Consider the following 15651-nt stretch of genomic DNA (forward strand, 5'->3'; position numbering starts at 1 on the left):
ATATTTTACTGATCTGGCGTATCCTGCCCCTGTTATAGTTGTCTATATTGGTTTATCTTCTGTATGAAAGCGGCATCCCAGACTCAGCGAGGAACTCAATATGGCAAACTACCAAAACCTCATAGTTGCAATTGACCCCAATCAGGATGATCAGCCCGCATTAAGGCGTGCAGTTTATATCGTGCAACGTAATGGTGGGAGGATTAAAGCGTTCTTACCTATTTATGATCTTTCATATGAAATGACCACCTTGCTCTCTCCAGAAGAAAGAAGTGCTATGCGAAAGGGAGTCATAGGCCAACGAGTCGCTTGGATAAAACAACAAGCCCATTACTATCTTGGATCAGGCATTGATATTGAGATCAAAGTGGTTTGGCATAATCGTCCTTATGAAGCCATCATTCAAGAAGTCATCACTGGAAATCACGACTTATTATTGAAAATGGCACATCAACATTCCCGCTTGGAATCGATGATTTTTACCCCGCTTGACTGGCATTTGCTACGGAAATGCCCTTGCCCAGTCTGGATGGTAAAAGATCAAGTATGGCCAGAGAGTAGTTCTGTTATTGTTGCTGTCAACTTATCCAATGAAGAACCTTACCATACTGAACTGAACCTGAAATTGGTGAGTGAAACACAGGATCTTGCCAACCGAATTGTGAAAGACCCCCTGATCCATCTCGTTAGCGCTTATCCCGCCGCGCCGTTAAATATTGCCACTGAATTGCCTGATTTTGACCCTAATGTGTATAACCATGCATTGCGCGGGCAGCATTTGATTGCCATGAAAGCGTTGCGCCAAAAATTCTACATTGATGAAAAGCAAACCCACGTTCATGAAGGTGTACCGGAAAACGTGATCCCTGAAATATGTGATGAACTAAATGCTGGTGTAGTTGTTTTAGGCATTCTTGGTCGAACTGGGTTATCAGCCGCATTTCTGGGCAATACTGCCGAACATGTTATCGATCGACTAAAATGTGATTTATTGGCGATAAAGCCAGATGGATTTGTTTGCCCAATCAAGATAGATGAAGAATAACGTACTGGTTGCCCGAACTCCATTTCGGGCATTTATTACATCATTTCTGCGCTGCCACAAATACGGATTTTAGTTTCCACCACCTTGCGCATTGCCTCTTTACCCGGCGTGATGTATTTACGCGGATCGTTTGCATCAGGGTGTTCAGCAAAATATGCTTTAACTGCGTCGGCAAAAGCAATTTAGCGAAGAGTGCACAACTAAAACAATTCATGAATTTGGATGGTAGGCTTTTGGATACAACTTAATGTAATAATTATTTAATTCGATATCATCTAGCCGAGCCATTTTTTGAAAGTCTTTCGATATAAACACTGCGATTGCTGACGCAAATATAACCAATGAAAATAAAGCTAACGACCATTCTAGATTGCCAGACTCAACCATCAAAGTTGAGAGCGCAATCCCAACAGGAATAGGAAGAATACATATCGCCAGAAAGATAGATTCAAAAGATCCCCTTATGGAAGGTGGCGTTGCAGAGCAGCGGATCTTTGTTGTATTGATGTTGTATATCACGACCCCAAGTCCAGCAAAAAATAACCCTACATACAAAGAAGCAACATTATTTATAATTAAAATTATTAACAGACTAAAGCCAACCAAGGAAATACTACACGCCGTAGCAACTCTTACGCCCAATATGTAATTTAATTTTCCACATACAACTATACTTCCTATAAACATTCCGATACCAAAAGTTGCTTCTGACAAACCAATCGTTAATGCAGAAAATTTATATTTCTCAACTACCAATATTGGAGTGATGTACATGAGTGTTGGTGTGAGAATGAAATTGGAAAGCGTGGAAACGATGACCAGCATCCTCTCAACCTTGTTTCCAAGCAAGGCGGTGATAGCCGCAGAACTTGAATAGCCAACCTCTTTGATCGCAACTTTATTGGTCTTAATTGATAAGAACATTGCGACAGAGATACCAACAGATACTGTCAAGATAAGCACAGTTTGATCTGCAGAAAACGATTTAATAACCACCCCTGAAATTGCAGCACCTAGTACCGTATTAATGGAGTTGACAAAACCTCTTATTCTAAAAGCTCTTTCTATACTATCACTCTTATAGAGATCAGGGATAATACTTGCGCCAATTGGCTGTATGGCAATACAAAGTAGTGAAGTGATAATATAGATAGAGCCTAATTTTAAAGGTTCGGTAGTTCCATCAATGTTTAAAATAATGAGACACATAAAGCTGGTAATTGAACAAAAAACGGGGATTATATTTTTACTTACTCTTTCTGAAAATAGCCCCAGAACGATTAATGTACTGACTTGCACTAACCAAGATAAGGAAATAAACCACCCCAACTCTACCTTTAGTGCGTAGATTTCTATCATAACCCAAGAAAGCAACATCCCTATAGCTCGACAAGAGGAAGTAAAAATGACATCAGCCGCTTGATACAAGTAAAAACTTTTATGCTTCACTATCATTTCCTTTTTGGAATTTTTCCCATGTTTCATTGAAAATTACAGCAGCATTCATAGCCCTAGTGAAACCTGAAAAAATCGAATTTTGGATCAATATTTCTTCTAAATCTTCTTTAGTGAATCCCATTTTGTATGCGGCGTAGCTCTGAAACGATAATTGTCTCTCAGCACCTCCTATCGCAACCAGTGCAGAGAGAGTTGCTATGTGTCTTTCTCTCGTTGTCAACAGATCCCTTTGGTAGGCATCTTGATATATGCCTCTTATTAATCTCTCCACAAGATTTGGTGCGATTGGATATAGATCATTTCTAAGCCTCCTAAGTGAATCTCCATTGAATTTTTCCATTATTTCAATGGTTTTTTCATCTAGTGAATCAATAAATTTCATATCTAATAGACTTATATCATTGTTACAACCGTCAATAAAATCTTTGCCCAAGACGGACAATCGACCTTTTTCGCTAATAACAGAATAACAATCTTTAAATTGAGATATGTTTTTTCTAAAAATTATTCTTGCATTATTGTCATCTGGATTAGAAATGACGACTTTATTAAAAAAACATGCTATTCTATACAGAACAAAGGCAGCATGATAAATGCCATTCATTGTTCTTAGCCCAGTTCTAAGAGGAGATGGATACTTCTCACTGTCATCATTCAAAATAATTTCATCGTGTATCATTATAGAAAGAAGAATCTGATGTGCAGATTCGTGTATGATCTTATCAACAAGAAAATACAAGTCAGAATTGCATGTTTTTTCATTAATAAAAACTGTTCCTAGCTTATTAAAATCACTCCCAGAGTACACTACTTCCCCATCATTTTCCTGAGTTTTAAATATAAAGAATTCATCAACAATATTCATTATTTCAATATATAATTCATAATCGGTGTTAGATATAAACCTAAAGGCTTCATCTAGTTTTTCCTTGATAAAATCCTCTCTACCGATTTTAATTGGCGTATACTTAAATTTGTATACGTCGTCATTTATATTTGAGTAGAAATAAAACAATTCTTTTCGTAAGCATACTTCATTGCCTATAATTATCTTACTATCTAACCTCTTGTCTAAAAAGCCAATCAGGTTGAAACATTGTTGTATACGTGAAATTGACTTATTTTCAATGCCCTTGCCAATCTCTTTGACTATATAAAATAAAAATCCACTAGAGTATGACTCATTGCTGCCTCATCAATAAATTCAACCACACATTGTTTAACTTTAGGATCTAGAATTTCTTCACAAACATCTAATACATATTGAAGAGAACAAATGACGTTTTGTTGTGTGTGTTTTTTGAGGTAAATAGACTGATCTTTGTTTGGTTGGCGACTGAATTTCATATGATCCCTTAACAAGAATAAACAACCATAAGGTTGTGAAATAAGAATTAGTTTTTGGAGTTGCGGCTTAACTCATAAATTTGTCGAGCAATATTTACTCTACAAAAATAGAACAGAAAATTCAGGTTACTGGCTCTGAGAATGGGCATAAATCCCTAACAAAAGAATCTCCATCACAGCCAAAAAACGGGTTGCGCTCACATCATTCCTGCGCTGCCACAGATACGGATTTTAGTTTCCACCACCTTGCGCATTGCCTCTTTACCTAGCGTGATATATTTACGCGGATCGTTTGCATCAGGGTGTTCAGCAAAGTACGCTTTCACTGCGTCGGCAAAAGCAATTTTCAAATCTGTCGCCACGTTCACCTTACAAATCCCGGAATTAATCGCACGTCGAATCATCTCTTCAGGGATACCCGATGCACCATGCAGCACCAGCGGAATATCGACCTGCTGCCTGATAGCGGCCAGACGATCAAAATCGAGGTGCGGCTCCCCGTGATACAAGCCATGCGCCGAACCTATCGCAACGGCTAATGAATCAATTCCTGTACGGGTAATATATTCTTTCGCAGCCATAGGATCAGTGTAAAAACTATTTTTGCTATCGACGACCAAGTCATCTTCCTGCCCGCCGAGCCTGCCTAATTCTGCCTCAACACTCACATCGTAATTCTGGCAAAACCGAACCACCTGGGATACTGTCTCGATATTTTGCTCAAAAGGCAGATGTGAGCCGTCTATCATCACCGAACGGATACCAGACCGCACTTTATGACAGATATCATCATACTCTTCATGGTGATCCAGATGCAGGGCCACTGGCAGGCGGTTAATGTAGGCCGCTTCACGACAGATGGACACCATATATTCCAGTCCGGCGTAGATAAAAGTGCTAGGTGTTCCCGCTAATATCACTGGTGATGACAGTGCGGCGGCAGTTTCTACCACCACCTGCACTGTTTCAAGATTATGGACATTAAAGGCAGGTACAGCATATCCGTTCCGCTGCGCTTTTTTCAGCATTTCCCGATTAGAAATCAGATACATGTTACCTCCTCAGATACCATCAATACCTTGTATTGCCTGTTTTTCACGCCGTTGCTCATGCCACAGGCTAGTCAGTCCGCGATGCCCGCACTCCAGTGCCATATCGCGAAATTCGGTTGCTGTTATACCGCCACGTTCAAGCATCATTTCCACCACCATTTGCATATTTGTACCGGTAATGACCTGATACGCAGGATGATTTAATGTTATCTGGGAAGCCTGTCTGAACGGAGATCCGCCGAGCAGATCAGTGAGAAAAACCAGTCCTTTTCCCTGATCACACTGGCGACACGCGGCCGCCAGTGCTTTTTTCAGTGTTTCGGTACACATTCCCTCTGAAAAATCCACCGCCACACACTGTTCTTGTGAACCGATGACCTGTTCTACTGCCTGCAATAAGCCACTGGCAAAACCGCCATGGCCGGTTATCACTACACCTAACATCAGCGCTCCTTATAGAAAACCGACTAACTTACCCGCAACCCCGAACACCACGGTGATGCCAATCAGCTTCACCGGCGATATTCCCTTCTTCATCAGCCAGTAAACCAGCAGAGTAAAAGCCAGGGGCAACAGGTTAGGCATCAGTTTATCCAATACCTCCGTCTGTAGAGCGACCTTGGCCTCGCCAGCCTTCATTATCAATGGTGTGGAAAGGTGAACATAGGAAGCCACCAGTGCGCCTATCACGGTCATCCCGACAATTGAAGCAGCATGGGAGATGTTCTTGGTATGCACTTTCAGCATGGCAATCGCTTTAGTGCCTGCCCGATAACCGTAATGGGCCAGTCCGAAACGCAGGGCAAAGTGCACGATGTTGAACATCAACAGAAAAATAATCGGCCCGAATAAACTGCCTTGGAGCGCCAGAGAAACACCGATGCCGGCACAAATCGGCAATAGCGTCAACCAGAACAAGGCATCACCGATCCCGCCCAGAGGCCCCATTAATGCAACTTTCACTGCACGGATGGTGGGCACTCTTTCTTTATTCTTTTCCATCGCCAGCACAAGCCCAGACAGAAAAGTGACGTCAAAGGGGTGGAGATTGATAAACTCCATATGCATTTTCATGGAGTTGGATAAGTCCTGTGGATTTTTATGGATTTTGCGCAGTGCCGGTATCAGGGTATATAGCCAGCCCCCCGCCTGCATACGTTCATAGTTAAACGATGCCTGCAATAATAGTGAGCGTAGCGCCATGACGTTAATATCATAGTTTGTCAGTTCAGGACTGGGCTGACTATCGATATAGTCGTCCCGAACAACCTGGCTGTCTGCCACCTGAACTTCATCAGAGTCATCAAATGCCATCGTTCATCTCCTGTGTGGTAACACCCTGATTGTCGTCACGGGTACGGTGAAAGAAATCAATCAGTGCGATTGCGAACGCGCCGAGTGCGACTGCAATAATCGGCATTTTCAGGAAAGTGACAGAAATAAAACCCAGAATAAAGTAAGCCACGTAAGTTTTTTTCATCATTAACTTCATCAGTAATGAGAAACCGATAGCCGGCATCATTCCCCCGGCGACCGCAAGTCCATCAAGTAACCATTGTGGCGCTTTCTGAACGATTTCACTCGCGACATCTGCACCGAAATAAATGGGCAGGAAAGCAACAATGAAGTAGAAGAAGAATAAAATGAGAATACCGAAGTAGTTGACCCATTCGACGCCACGCCAGTTCAGTTTTTTCACCATATCATCGCACTTGTGCATCATTGGTGAATAGAGGGTAAATAACAGGGTAATACAGCCCTGTACAGCTATCGAAAATGGCACAGCGATGCCGATTGCCACTTTCGGATCGGCATGGGTCATGATCGCAAATGCTGTCCCAATTACTCCGCCGATAACCACGTTAGGTGGCTGCGCGCCGGCCAGCGGAACCATTCCCATCCAGACCAGTTCCAGTGTTCCGCCAACCAACAGCCCCGTCTGTACATCGCCTAAGATCAGTCCAACCAAAGGGCCAATGACCACAGGCCGGTGAATGTGTGTCAGCCCATTGAACAAATCAACCCCGGCTATCCCTGCCAGAAAGGCTATAAGTAGTGCATCAGTAAGCATACTGACCTCCTCAGCTAATCAGCTTAGAGACAGGTTCACCCGCTTCATCCGGCACCCGACGGATTTCGCAAATGACGCCTAATTTATCCAACTCACGAAATGCATTGACATCAGCATCATTAACAGAAACCGTTTTGTGGATCTGTTTTTTTCCTTCCGAGAAATGCATATTTCCGACATTGACAAATTTGATAGGGATACCTCCTTTAACCAGGGTGAGTACATCCTGAGGCGTTTTGCAGACAATAAAAATTTTCTGCCTGTCCGCTGCCTTGTGGATGACATCAACGGTTTTTTGCAATGTGAAATAGCGGGTCTGCATACCCTCGGAAACCACCATATCCATTAAAGATTGTGCAATAGGATCGGCTGCGGCTTCATCATTTGCGACCACAATTAAATTCGCACCCAGTGAATTTGCCCAGGTCACACCAACCTGACCATGAATCAGACGGTTATCGATTCGGGTCATCAATATATTTGGGGTAGACATACTCACTCCTATTATTATTTTGTGTGTTGGCAAGGGTATAGCTGGACACCTTTTACAACCCGATTGACTTCCCCGGTCGGACAAGGATTATCAGGTGATAAGCCATGTGCCAGCGAGGTATTGAATGCCAGCAACTGGAAAAAGATCAGATACGGGAAGATCAGCCAGGCATCAGGAAGCCCGCGGTTTAATTCAACGGCTCCTGGTAATGGCAGGCCGCTAAGCGGAATAATCTGTTTTGCCTGTTCATCATGTTTGAGTTCATTGAGCAGATCGAGATCATAACGGCGGCAATACGCTTCAGACGACAACATGATGACAACTAAAGTATTGTTATCGATCATGAACTTAGGCCCATGACGCACGCCGAGTGTCGAGTCAAAACGAGTTGCCACTTTCCCGGCTGTCAGTTCGAGCATTTTCAGGGCGCCTTCTTCCGCGATACCGGTAAAACAGCCGGAACCTAATGCAACCATTCGGCTAAAACCGGACTGTGATATTTTCTGAACCAACGGCAACCATGCTGCCAGGCCTTTTTCACAAAGAGCCGCCACCTCCTTGACTGACTTCTCGGCTTGTGCAAAATCCAATTTGCCAAGCAGTAGCAACGTCGCCAACGCCATACAACTGAAACTGGATGTCATGGCAAAACTACGATCATGGGAACCTTTCGGCATAATAAGCGAGCAAGCATTGCTCTTATTTTCTGCATAACGGGCAAGTGCGCCATCAGGGTTACAGCTAAGCGTTAAATGGTAGACATCCCCCACCCCTTGATCCGCCAGTTTGATTGCCCCGATGCTTTCCGGGCTGTTACCGGAACGTGCATAGGAAACCAGTAAGGTCGGGCGCTGTTTTTCAAGATATTGCCAGGGTGTTGGTACAATATCCGTTGATGCATAGGCGTAGACATTTAACCCGCAATGTTCACGTAACCACGGCGCCATCGCTTTACCGACAAAAGCGGAAGAGCCAGCACCACAGAGGACAATCTGTAAATCCGGCTTACCTAACAATGAAGACAAAAACGGCTGCCACTGTGCCGCACTGTCTTTCAGTTCACGATAGAGTTCACGCCATAAACGGGGTTGATAGGCAATCTCTTCGGCGGTAAACAGTGCATGGTGTTCTTCCAGCCATGATGGTGGATATGACAGTATCGTCCTCATGCTACTCCCCTTCACCCTGCCCTTCGCATGCCAATGCGTACTGAAGTAAAACGGTTCTTACTTTATCCATCACCCACGCTTTCGGATCATGCCCTAATCGTCCTCCTTTTATTGCCCTGACTTGCTCGGGCAGATACTGACTTAGCATTGATAGAGGTATTGGGTGATTACGCAAGTTATTCAATAGCTTATTGACTGCTGCTTCTGCCTCTGGCTCCGTCCAGTAGTAACGGATGCGGTCACTAAGGCTGTATTGGCGGTCAATATATTGCTGATGTGCATTGCCCTTATAATAAGGACGCCAGTGTTCAGGCTTTTCCTGCATAATTTGCTCCAGCGTATCGTGCAGATGGGCGGCATTCAGCTCGCCATTCCATTCACGGTCTAGCTTATCGAGGGCAAATAAACCTTCACGCAAGGCAAATGTCAGTGCAGGCCCCACCTTTAGGATGGCAAAGTGATCACGCACTAATTCACGGTAAGCACTTGGCGTCTGATAATCCGTAGAATGCGCCTCATAGACCAGATGAGGGACGGTTTCGATAAACTGGCTTAATTCTTGTGTCCTTGCTGGCTGATAATATTCAACATTATGATGATCAAACTCGACGCCGGGCTGAACGACAAGGCCAATGACCCGCGGCCAAACATCGGCCAAACCGTGCTCTTTCCATGCATATTGATGAATTTTCAGCGTTTTTTCTGCTGCCTGAGATGAAGTCACCTGCATCCCCGCGATTGACGTTTTGGCCCCCCCCGGAACAGGCACTTCGGTGCCAATCACATAAACAGGGCGTTCACCGCCGTGCGCTTGCCAACTGCGCTCAGCAACTTGGCACAACCTTGCTGCACGGGACGCCACGATTGCATCACTGAGCGGCACTGGATCATCAATGCAGGACATCGAACAATCGAGATGAATTTTCCGGAAACCTGCTGCGACATAATCGTAAATCAGCGTTTCAGAAAGCTGCATTGCCTCTTGCGCGCTACGGTTCTGCCACGCATTAGGCCCCAGATGGTCACCACCGAGCCAGATTCTTTCGCGGGGAAGATCTATTTTGTCAGCCATTCTCCAGACCATTTCACGAAAACCTGCCGGTTGCATTCCGGTATAACCACCGAATTGATTAACCTGGTTAGAGGTTGCTTCAATAAGTACCGAAGAATTTCTCTCTTTGGCAAAACGGATTGCACTTTCCAACACCCAGGGATGTGCCGAACAGACAGAGTAAACGCCAACGTTCTCGCCGGATTTATGGCGACGGATCAACTGCAATAGCGGTTGCATAGTATCTCCAGGCTATTCAGATAGGGTTAGAAAAAAGATGACTTATTCATCAACGACAAGGACGTCGACACCAAAACCCGTCAGCGCCTGCCGATAATGTGAAGGAATACGGCTATCGGTTATCAGGCGATGAATTTGTCTGGCCTCACGTATCAGGCAAAAACTCTTGCGCCCGAATTTTGTACCGTCAGCAACGGCAATGATTTGATGGGCAACATCACACATGATCCGATTAAGGTGAGCTTCACCGCTATTCGGCGTGGTAATTCCAGCGTCAATATCAAAACCGTCCACCCCAAGAAATAGGATGTCAAAACGATATTGCGATAACTGCTGTTCCGCTGCCGAACCATAGAGGGAGTAAGAATTTTTGCGTATATGTCCGCCGAGAACCATGACATCTACGTTGTCGAAACTTGCCAGTTCATATGCGATATTGAGGGCATTGGTCATTACGACGAGATCACGGTAATTTTTCAGGAAGGGAACGATTTCCGCGGTTGTAGAGCCTGAATCGATGATCAGGGTATTGCCATTATTGACAAACTCCGCCGCTTTTTTGGCAATGCGGGTTTTAATTTCCCGATCTATCCGTCCCTTAACCTGTAAAGGCCGGTCAAAGGCAAATTTATGGTTGACCATAGCCCCGCCATACGAGCGAAGTGCGCAGCCTTTCTTTTCCAGATAGCGTAAATCATTACGGATAGTGACACTGGATACATCAAACTGTTTGCTCAGTGTATCGACCCTGACCCTGCTTTCTTGGCAGAGAATATCGATAATTGCTTCACGTCTTTTTACGGTATCGAGACTCATTATGTTCTACTCCTGAAAACAGGATTTACCATGCCAACAACATGCCTGAATTACAGCAGAGTAGGACAAACGAAAATGTGATCCTTATTGAAGTTCATTTTTAGCGCAAAATGCCCCAAAAAACCTTTCATTTCCCTTCAAGTAGAAAGAATAACCTTTCATTTGGCTTGTCTATTTTTTGTAAAAAGGTAGTAAAAAGCGAGAACTAAAGAAATTTAAAAAATTAACAACGAAAGGTGCAGGCATGAATGCAGGAGTGAGGGGTGTCAATATATGAAGTGATTAAGATCACATTACTGAAAATAAGGGGGCATATTTACTGACAGACTATCACAAGTCATCATCTTCGGGTTCTCAGGCAGAACCCGTATAGCATCAAAAAACCAAAAACCTCCCCGTTAAAAATCCAAATTTCTGGCGGCGTTCTTTAAGCGTTCGTCTCCACGTCGGTCATACTTCTGGGTTGTCGTGATGCTTGAATGCCCCATCGCATCCTTGACCGTGATGATATCTTCCCCATTATCCAGCATGGCTGATGCAAATGTTCTGCGCAGATCATGCGGGGCAAATTTTTCCAGTCCGCTTTCTATCCTGCGGGTTTCGAGGATGTGGTAAATCGCCTGATCTGACAACCGGTTATCGGTGACATCATCGTGGCGACGGATTCGGGTAAAAAGCGGTCCGGGATGATCCCCGCGCACTTCGTCTATCCAATAATTTAAACGCTCCCATGTCCCTTCCGGCATATAGGACAAGCGTTCTTTATTCCCCTTTCCCATCACCCTTAATGCCTGTTCACGACGAATAATGTGTTTTATATCGAGTGAAACAATTTCTGAACGGCGAAGCCCACACCCTAGCAGCACACCAATAATCGCAGCATCACGTAACCCTTTTGTGCTGATATCATTTTCGCAGGTAAAAAATAAGGTTCTGATTTCATGACGCTCAAGCGCCCGGCCTTTTGGTAACCGGTTTCCCCTGACCGATCTCACTTGTTTTATGTGTTGAAAGGTCTCGGTATCGAGCTGTTTCATTGTCCATGCTTCTAATGCCACACCTTTCAACGCAGAAAGATAAGTATTAATGGTGGCGGGCGCTTTGCCCGAATCTGAAAGCATTTCCATAATTGCCTGGATGTGGTGGCGGCGAAGTGCATGCCAGGTACAGTCTTGCACATTTTGGTATCCCAACATTTTTGCCACGATATCCAGAAAAGATTTCATGGTTTGGCGACTGCGTTTTGAACCCAGACTGACAAGATAGGCAATCGCGGGATTGTCATGTATTGGTTTTCCCGATGCTGATAGCGACATCAGCATTCCCTGCTTTTGTTGGGAATTGATCGGCACAAGCTGTGATGTTTCATCACGATTATTTTTGTGGTTAGACGGAACAGACATTTCTACTTCCCTATTCTGGTGGTTTGTTTTTTGTGCAATTTACTGCATTTTGATGATTGCGCTGTGTAAAAATGACGGATAATCCCTCACGCCATCTTATGCAATAAATCTTACTTTTTCAAATGGTTCTTTTAATAAGTAGAAAAATAATTCACATATATTCAGTTAGTTATCATAGCATCTATGGTTTTCTAAAATGGCCGGTGGGTGGTAGAGTTATAAAAAGGCGCTAGTGGGGAAACGTCCATGTCATTACACGCAACGGATAGAAAAACACAATTTAAACTTGCGCTAACATCTAGCCAGCCCCGCTACTTTCTACATTGTTGATAACTTTTGGGTACAAAAGGTATGGGACATATCAGGTGACGCTGGTTAACTCTTTAGGTTAAAATTAGAAGCGAGGATTATTTTCCGGTGAAAAACCCTGCAATTCCAAATTTGAGTAAAATTCGCGCAAACCCTCTATTGAGTGAATATTAACAATACGTCCGCCAGGAAGAAAAAATGTTGGTCTATCTTTAGGATCAAAGCCAGCAGTAAAAGGGTTCCCCGTTTCATCATTATGCCATATTAGATCTCCCCCTGAATATCCGCAGGCTCTTATCTCAGCGTTTAGAACCTTAATAATTGTTTTTCCTAAAAAATGCACATTTCCTTTATTTACATCCTCCTCCTGTTTTAGGTGGGAAGTTGTTTTCAAAAAGTCCACATTAAAAATATCTTTATTCCATCTGGGGTGGTTTGGATCTATATGTTTTGGCAGCTTATTTTTGATTATTCTTGGAGCTATTCCTTGTGGACGCAAGTTATAATTCTGCTGTTTTCTTGGTATGATTGTAAACAGGTCATAGTCTGCGGTGATGGGCTTTGATGAAGCGTTTACACCACCAGGACCGATCTCATCAGGGTTTGTCATAACTTTTACAGGTTTTCCTCCACGATCAAACACTTTCCCATTTTTATCAATGTGAAATTGATAATTTTCACCATGATATGTAGCGGAATATACCCCTTCCCTCTGCATTTTAAGCTCATTTTTGGCTTGTAAATCATTTAATCTTGATCGTGATATCACCAAATCGACTTCTTTAGCTCCTTTCCTTATGGCACTTGTTATTTGATCACGGTATTGATTTTGTTCGTTAATTGACCTACCAATCTTAGAATATTTCGGATCTGCCGTAATATAACCAGCCGTTGGCCCGGTAGAGCTGGACTTTGCTTTCATATGAAAATTTTTGGAAGGAGCACCCTCTTCCAGAAGGGGAAGGCTTAACGGGTTTGGTTTTCTGACACCTATAACAACTTTGTATCTATTTGCTACCCTGATGAAAGCGTTCTGGTATAGGAATTCATTTGATTGCATTCGATAATTCTCTTTATAAAAATCACAGCCTTTAGGCAACGGAGTTGGTTTTATAAACACATTTATCATGTTTGAAATTTACATGTCTACTTATTTTTAGTTAGCCCCCCAGCGAGTGGAGATCGGACACTCAGAACGAAATCATATCTGCTGGGTTGAGTGTGCTTATCACGCCCAAAGCACCTTTGACCATAGGGATTGCCACCGGAGAGAGATAGGCACCCAACGGAATACTCAAGTGTTCAATACGGGTGAGCATGGTAAAGTCGTGGTTGCGTCCGGTGAGATCATCGCTGATGGCCTTGCCAATGCGCACCGTCTGTGCCACTCCATGGCCGCTCCAGCCGTGCACCATATACACAGGGATGTTGCCATCACTTTTGCGGGCATCGGTGGCACCGTTCAGCGTCAGATCGCTGATCCCACCCCAAGAGTATTCCAGTTCAGGTTTTTCCAAATGCGGGAACACGGTTCTGATGCGATCAAGCAAATAGTTGTTCACATCACGTGGTGACCAGGAATTTCCTGTACCCTGCCCACCGAACAGCAAGCGGTTATCGCGCACCGCGCGATAATAATCTATCTGTAACTGTGTATCGTAGACTGGCAAATCTGACGGGATGAGCTCTTTAATATCCACCGGCAATGGCGGCGTTACCGCCACATAGGTAAAAAAAGGCACGGTAGTGGAGGGGCCGGAGATAAATTCAGCCGTGGAGCCATGTACTCCCAGTACCACCGCTTTACTCGCCCTGATAACACCTCGTTCAGTTTCGATGACCGTGCTACTGGTATCCGGCCTGATGCCCTTCACTTTCGTGTTTTCATAGACTCGTCCCCCCAGTCTGGCAAAGCCATAAACCAGACCTCGCAGTAATGCCAGAGGCTGAACCTGTCCGCCTATGCTATCGATATTCGCACCATGATAGAGACTCGAACGCACATACTTTTCTTGCAATTCGTGTGCCCCAATAACCCTCACCGCCGTATCGCCTAGCTGGCGTCGGGCATCGGCATTGGCCACCAATGGCCCCATATGACCTGGGTGTATCGCTGCGGTAATATGACCATATTTGCGGTCACATTCAAAACCGTAACGATCGCGAAGTTCATCCACAAGATCCATCGCTTCCACCGATGCAAGACGCCATAAACGTTTGGCCTCATCGGGTGAGAATTTTTCTAGTATGGTTTCCGCTTCCCAGCGGGCAATGCCGGGGGTCATTTGTCCCCCATTACGACCAGAAGCGCCCGAACCCATGTTATCCTTTTCAACCAGGATCACATCGACACCGGCTTCAGCAAGATGCAGCGCCGTAGAAGCACCGAGTAACCCACCACCAACGACAACAACCTCACAGCTTTGATCGGCAGGAAGGTTTCCAAAAGCCGAATAATCAGCCAGGGAAGCTTCATAATAGTTGGCTGGCATGGTGTTGGTTACCATGTCTCTGTGCCAATTCCAGATACGCGAGTCCAGCCCCAACCGACTGATTCTGTACTGTGCATCCCGCAACAGCGTCGGCCGGAGTTGGTCAATATGAGTCGGAGCATCGGCCTCAGTTAAGGTCTTGGCGAGCAGAGATGTCGTGGGAAGTATGGATGAAAGTACGCCTACCCCTGCAAGTGTTGCAGTCGTAGAGATAAAATCTCTTCTGTTCATGGCCATTTCGGCACTCCTTTATGACCGGAAATCACCCGTTAGTCTGGACTGGGGGATTTTCCTGTGCGTGAACCGGGTTATCTGAACTGTATTTATTGCTGCCCGCCTGCCCTTTCAAAGCGGCGAGGATCAGTAAGATAACCGTACCGACAAACGGGATAACATGTAACAATAGCCATCCGGCGCTACAGTTGATATCGTGCAAGCGGCGGGCAGTTACCGCCAGCGCTGGCAAAAATGTCAGCAGCAAATAGATGGCGCTGAACCACCCCATATAAATTTCGGGGTTGGCAACAGCAAACTGCCTTTCCAGAAAAGAAATGATGAGAATGGCCAGGATTTGAAACAGGACAAAATACCAGAACTCCTTACGCTGGGCCCGTCCTCTGAAACAGGCATAATTCTTTAACACAGTTAAATACCAGTGCATTGTTATCCTCTCTTATCAACCAGCGGGTTTCGCCTTGCTGCCAC

At 44.5% G+C, this 15651-nt stretch carries 16 protein-coding genes and 1 pseudogene; 1 reads left to right on the plus strand and 16 read right to left on the minus strand.

Going from position 1 to position 15651, the window contains the following annotated elements; translation table 11 throughout:
* The first annotated feature begins 100 nt into the window (after positions 1-100).
* Entirely contained in the window at positions 101-1045 is a 945-nt protein-coding gene (uspE, locus tag Xkoz_RS05645) for a universal stress protein UspE (RefSeq protein ID WP_099141240.1), read from the plus strand.
* Between the two features lie 35 nt (positions 1046-1080).
* Here the strand turns inward: uspE and Xkoz_RS22565 are convergent.
* The 16 genes and pseudogenes from Xkoz_RS22565 to Xkoz_RS05730 form a co-directional block, all read right to left on the minus strand.
* Positions 1081-1227: pseudogene (locus Xkoz_RS22565) on the minus strand (class II fructose-bisphosphate aldolase); the annotation flags it as partial.
* A 28-nt stretch (positions 1228-1255) separates the two neighbouring features.
* Positions 1256-2494 carry an MFS transporter gene (locus Xkoz_RS05655; RefSeq protein ID WP_167386561.1) on the minus strand — a complete coding sequence of 413 codons (1239 nt, stop codon included), beginning with the start codon at positions 2492-2494 and terminating at the stop codon, positions 1256-1258.
* Positions 2484-3518 carry a carboxymuconolactone decarboxylase family protein gene (locus Xkoz_RS21530; protein WP_208615209.1) on the minus strand — a complete coding sequence of 345 codons (1035 nt, stop codon included), beginning with the start codon at positions 3516-3518 and terminating at the stop codon, positions 2484-2486. Before Xkoz_RS21530 ends, Xkoz_RS05655 begins: the two co-directional genes overlap by 11 nt.
* A gap of 134 nt (positions 3519-3652) precedes the next feature.
* Positions 3653-3850, minus strand: a complete 198-nt coding sequence (locus Xkoz_RS05670; RefSeq protein ID WP_099141242.1) for a hypothetical protein — start codon at positions 3848-3850, stop codon at positions 3653-3655.
* Between the two features lie 197 nt (positions 3851-4047).
* Positions 4048-4902, minus strand: coding sequence for a tagatose bisphosphate family class II aldolase (locus Xkoz_RS05675; protein WP_099141243.1), 855 nt, complete (start codon positions 4900-4902; stop codon positions 4048-4050).
* A 9-nt stretch (positions 4903-4911) separates the two neighbouring features.
* The gene (gene agaF, locus Xkoz_RS05680) at positions 4912-5346 is read right to left on the minus strand and encodes a PTS galactosamine/N-acetylgalactosamine transporter subunit IIA (RefSeq protein WP_099141244.1); all 435 of its coding nucleotides are present in this window, start codon (positions 5344-5346) and stop codon (positions 4912-4914) included.
* Between the two features lie 9 nt (positions 5347-5355).
* Positions 5356-6216, minus strand: a complete 861-nt coding sequence (locus Xkoz_RS05685) for a PTS system mannose/fructose/sorbose family transporter subunit IID (protein ID WP_099141245.1) — start codon at positions 6214-6216, stop codon at positions 5356-5358.
* A complete protein-coding gene (gene agaW, locus Xkoz_RS05690; protein WP_099141246.1) occupies positions 6206-6973 on the minus strand; it encodes a PTS N-acetylgalactosamine transporter subunit IIC in 768 nt (255 codons plus the stop codon). The genes Xkoz_RS05685 and agaW overlap by 11 nt, the downstream gene beginning before the upstream one ends.
* Before the next feature lie 10 nt (positions 6974-6983).
* Positions 6984-7466, minus strand: a complete 483-nt coding sequence (gene agaV / locus Xkoz_RS05695) for a PTS N-acetylgalactosamine transporter subunit IIB (RefSeq protein WP_099141247.1) — start codon at positions 7464-7466, stop codon at positions 6984-6986.
* Between the two features lie 14 nt (positions 7467-7480).
* The gene (locus Xkoz_RS05700; RefSeq protein WP_099141248.1) at positions 7481-8635 is read right to left on the minus strand and encodes an SIS domain-containing protein; all 1155 of its coding nucleotides are present in this window, start codon (positions 8633-8635) and stop codon (positions 7481-7483) included.
* 1 nt (position 8636) lies between these two features.
* Complete coding sequence (locus tag Xkoz_RS05705; protein ID WP_099141249.1) at positions 8637-9926, minus strand: D-tagatose-bisphosphate aldolase, class II, non-catalytic subunit; 1290 nt, start codon at positions 9924-9926, stop codon at positions 8637-8639.
* Positions 9927-9968: 42 nt separating this feature from the next.
* Positions 9969-10742, minus strand: coding sequence for a transcriptional repressor AgaR (gene agaR, locus Xkoz_RS05710; protein ID WP_099141250.1), 774 nt, complete (start codon positions 10740-10742; stop codon positions 9969-9971).
* A 398-nt stretch (positions 10743-11140) separates the two neighbouring features.
* Positions 11141-12058 carry a tyrosine-type recombinase/integrase gene (locus Xkoz_RS05715; RefSeq protein WP_422646079.1) on the minus strand — a complete coding sequence of 306 codons (918 nt, stop codon included), beginning with the start codon at positions 12056-12058 and terminating at the stop codon, positions 11141-11143.
* Between the two features lie 481 nt (positions 12059-12539).
* Positions 12540-13514: an anthrax toxin-like adenylyl cyclase domain-containing protein gene (locus Xkoz_RS05720; RefSeq protein ID WP_167386562.1), complete on the minus strand. Its 975-nt coding sequence runs from the start codon at positions 13512-13514 to the stop codon at positions 12540-12542.
* 130 nt (positions 13515-13644) lie between these two features.
* Entirely contained in the window at positions 13645-15183 is a 1539-nt protein-coding gene (locus Xkoz_RS05725; protein WP_099141253.1) for an NAD(P)/FAD-dependent oxidoreductase, read from the minus strand.
* 25 nt (positions 15184-15208) lie between these two features.
* Complete coding sequence (locus tag Xkoz_RS05730; RefSeq protein ID WP_099141254.1) at positions 15209-15607, minus strand: DUF805 domain-containing protein; 399 nt, start codon at positions 15605-15607, stop codon at positions 15209-15211.
* Positions 15608-15651: the final 44 nt, after the last annotated feature.

This window comes from Xenorhabdus kozodoii, from assembly GCF_002632875.1.
GTDB lineage: Bacteria > Pseudomonadota > Gammaproteobacteria > Enterobacterales > Enterobacteriaceae > Xenorhabdus > Xenorhabdus kozodoii.

Coding starts and splice junctions, on each gene's coding strand:
- uspE (WP_099141240.1), top strand. CDS start 101: ATGGCAAACTACCAAAACCTCATAGTTGCAATTGACCCCAATCAGGAT.
- Xkoz_RS05670 (WP_099141242.1), bottom strand. CDS start 3,850: ATGAAATTCAGTCGCCAACCAAACAAAGATCAGTCTATTTACCTCAAA.
- Xkoz_RS05675 (WP_099141243.1), bottom strand. CDS start 4,902: ATGTATCTGATTTCTAATCGGGAAATGCTGAAAAAAGCGCAGCGGAAC.
- agaF (WP_099141244.1), bottom strand. CDS start 5,346: ATGTTAGGTGTAGTGATAACCGGCCATGGCGGTTTTGCCAGTGGCTTA.
- Xkoz_RS05685 (WP_099141245.1), bottom strand. CDS start 6,216: ATGGCATTTGATGACTCTGATGAAGTTCAGGTGGCAGACAGCCAGGTT.
- agaW (WP_099141246.1), bottom strand. CDS start 6,973: ATGCTTACTGATGCACTACTTATAGCCTTTCTGGCAGGGATAGCCGGG.
- agaV (WP_099141247.1), bottom strand. CDS start 7,466: ATGTCTACCCCAAATATATTGATGACCCGAATCGATAACCGTCTGATT.
- Xkoz_RS05700 (WP_099141248.1), bottom strand. CDS start 8,635: ATGAGGACGATACTGTCATATCCACCATCATGGCTGGAAGAACACCAT.
- Xkoz_RS05705 (WP_099141249.1), bottom strand. CDS start 9,926: ATGCAACCGCTATTGCAGTTGATCCGTCGCCATAAATCCGGCGAGAAC.
- agaR (WP_099141250.1), bottom strand. CDS start 10,742: ATGAGTCTCGATACCGTAAAAAGACGTGAAGCAATTATCGATATTCTC.
- Xkoz_RS05715 (WP_422646079.1), bottom strand. CDS start 12,058: ATGTCGCTATCAGCATCGGGAAAACCAATACATGACAATCCCGCGATT.
- Xkoz_RS05720 (WP_167386562.1), bottom strand. CDS start 13,514: ATGCAATCAAATGAATTCCTATACCAGAACGCTTTCATCAGGGTAGCA.
- Xkoz_RS05725 (WP_099141253.1), bottom strand. CDS start 15,183: ATGGCCATGAACAGAAGAGATTTTATCTCTACGACTGCAACACTTGCA.
- Xkoz_RS05730 (WP_099141254.1), bottom strand. CDS start 15,607: ATGCACTGGTATTTAACTGTGTTAAAGAATTATGCCTGTTTCAGAGGA.